This window comes from Mesorhizobium sp. WSM3626 (genome assembly GCF_000513935.1).
Taxonomy (GTDB): Bacteria; Pseudomonadota; Alphaproteobacteria; order Rhizobiales; family Rhizobiaceae; genus Mesorhizobium; species Mesorhizobium salmacidum.
The window spans coordinates 1-2,664 of sequence record NZ_AZUY01000096.1 but is presented as its reverse complement, the minus strand read 5'-3'; the positions used below and the strand labels follow the sequence as shown (position 1 = coordinate 2,664).

Genomic DNA, 2,664 nt, shown 5'->3' with positions numbered 1-2,664 from the left:
ATACGACAAGTTGCTCGCCAACTTCATGGGCTTTGTCAAACTTGCCGCTATCGCTATCTGGCTCAGGTAGTTAAATCGTCACTACGCCCTAGGGCTAGAAGAGTTCGGAGCAGCAGATTCGCCCCTTTTTCGTGTGGTGCTGACGAGTTTCCCGGCGCCCTTCTCCACGCCGACAAGTGGCGCCAACTTGGCGAATGCGTCGGCCCGGCTGCTTCTGCGGCCGGGCCTGTTGTTTCGCGGACCGTGCTGTCACCTAATGATTATGGGACTGCTGGAAGCCGGCCGCGTCGTATTGAGATACGCTCTTCGGATTTTTCGAGTTTTGTGGCTGGGTGCCAGCGTAATGTGTTCCGGCATTCCCATCCGGGTTGAAGGCTGAGCCCGGAGCAGAGCTGGCGTGGCCGGGGGTCGCACTTCCTGTTTGAGCAGTTCCGATTTCTTGGCTGGGCTGACCTGTCGTGCCCGTCACCGTGTGGACATTGGTGGCCAAAGCCATGCTGGTGGAACCTATGAGCAAGCCTGCCATCGTCGGAATGAGGAGATGTTTCATGATCGTTCTCCCAAAAGCATTTGATTTTGGGTGCTCGGGGTTCATGTGAGCACCCGGCGAACTAAAGTTAGAACGCTCTTCGGAGCACCATTCATCCCGACTATCGCAAACTGTGATCTGTTTGTTTCACCGTGACACGCTTTTGGCGGCTTCGGTCTCCCGGTCCTTTAAGGCATCAGGTTCTTTTAAGGCATCAGGGAACAAGAGCCTGTGGATTCCAGTTAACTGGATATGCCGGCCAAGATCAAAGAACCGCAGCCGAAGCCCGCCCCGCAGCCACCCATCGGTCGGCCGGACAAGGCAGCACCGTCAGAGCTTGAGCATATCGATCCGCCACCGCGAGACGTGCGAGAGGCGCCGGCACCAAATCCCAATGGCGACAAGAAAGCCTAAGCGCCGACACGCGAACGCGCCTGCTACAGGCGCATGCGATATGACAGCAACCAGGGATCACTTCATAAGGACTTGATCTTCTTTTTTAAAATGATGGTGCCCAGAGGCGGCTTAGGGGACTAAAATCGAACCGGAGTCGGAGCCTGATTTCTCACTGATTTGTCAGGTACTTAGCCAAAACCCACGTTGCGGCCTCATCCCGCTGTTGTGGACCTCTTGCGGAGCAAATGTGTACCGCGCGGCCATGATAATCGAGGGGCGGATAGGCGCAAGGGGTATCCGTCACTCGAACGGTCCGACTGGGTCGGCCTCGGCGCTCCCGGTGAACAGCCGCATGCGGGCATTCACGTCGTCTAGGTAACCTATGCTCGTTTCCAGCACCGTCTCACAGAGCGAGAACTGGTAGTGGGACGGGTTGCTGAATGATATCTCCTGTTCGTCAACTCGCATGAAGCTGACCGGGTAGGAATGAACCCAGTTGGATAGGTACGACTGCTGGAATTCAAATACGTCAACGTTCCAGCCGGCCTCGCGAGCCGCGCCCCTCGAACCATCAATAAATACCAACTGGCCGTTATTGAATTTCTCAGCCCGCTCTGGTTCGTAGCCCAGCTTGGCCGAGAGGTCCTCGATCTTGCTTTTCAGTTTCTCCTTTGCTGCGGCATAGTTTTCAAAGAAGCTTGTATCTCTCGGCTGGCCGGCAAGCTCTATTGCCGTCAGAAACCTCTTTCGCGTCGTGAGGTCGTGAAGGTACAGGATTTGTCGCCGCAGGTCCCATTCATTGGCGGTCAGCGACGGCTCCGAGATGTACTTCGTCATCAGCGAAGCGTCGATAATGGCGCGGCCGAGGGTGGCTACGGAGAAGTGGTCCAAAAGTGTCTCACCCTCCGGCGAGCCCTGATATTTCTCAAAGATGGCCATCACTGACAGGCAATGAGCGATTAATTTTGCAAACACAAAGAGCGCCCTGTTCTGACGACCGGTGTGGACCACAGCTATGGCGCTGTCGGATATGGTCACGGCGTCCTCGACGACAGCATCGAACCTGTCGAGGGTAGCCAACATCGACTTAAGCGCCGCTCGGGCCTCGGTCCTCTCGTTCAACACCTACCCTCTTGCCAACGTTCCAAATCGGTAGGAACATACTCCTAGATGGGGCGACACTCAACAGGAGGTCGCAATGGTCCGACGCAACAAGCCTAAGCAGTTATCGAGCGGAGAGCTGGAGCAATTCATGACGGCAGCGGAGGCACTGCATCACAGCATCGTGGGGCCACGCATCTCGCCCCAGTGCAACCACTACAGGTTCATGCAGGATTTGCATGAAGAGCCTCCCGCTCCGTAGAGCCGAGAAGGCGCTTGAACTCGTTCTTCCCAACGAGTGCGGTAACTCCTCGGGGGAACCTTCTCCGGTAATGCCAAGTGCCGGCGTCAGTCTGGACTACGTGCTTCAATACAAGCCCCATTGTGGACCTCCGGTGTACCGGAATGGACCGCTAGAAAGGCGAAGCCCTGAAATCGTTGAGAAATACGGCTTTCCGGAGTGCCCTTCCCGAGAGATGGGTGACAGTTCATTCCGGATAGATGGGTTACACTTTCGGCCGTTTGCAAGGAGAGCAAGGTGCGTTGGAAGGAGTGTAACGTCATGGAAGAGCGGCTGAAGTTCATCGCCCGTCTGCTGGACGGCGAGAAGATGGCCGTGCTTTGCCGGGAGTTCGATA

General features: G+C 56.2%; 2 protein-coding genes and 1 pseudogene. All 3 read right to left on the bottom strand.

Annotation, left to right across the window (positions count from 1 at the left end; genetic code table 11):
- Positions 1-253: 253 nt before the first annotated feature.
- Positions 254-550 carry an adenylate cyclase gene (locus M653_RS1000000136465; protein ID WP_084637093.1) on the bottom strand — a complete coding sequence of 99 codons (297 nt, stop codon included), beginning with the start codon at positions 548-550 and terminating at the stop codon, positions 254-256.
- A gap of 675 nt (positions 551-1,225) precedes the next feature.
- Positions 1,226-2,047 carry a hypothetical protein gene (locus M653_RS0131020; RefSeq protein WP_027146771.1) on the bottom strand — a complete coding sequence of 274 codons (822 nt, stop codon included), beginning with the start codon at positions 2,045-2,047 and terminating at the stop codon, positions 1,226-1,228.
- Between the two features lie 221 nt (positions 2,048-2,268).
- Positions 2,269-2,409, bottom strand: a pseudogene (locus tag M653_RS1000000138295) (integrase); the annotation flags it as partial.
- Positions 2,410-2,664: the final 255 nt, after the last annotated feature.

Bases quoted from the DNA above. Each gene is read 5' to 3' on its own strand.
- M653_RS1000000136465 (WP_084637093.1), bottom strand. From the start codon at position 550: ATGAAACATCTCCTCATTCCGACGATGGCAGGCTTGCTCATAGGTTCC.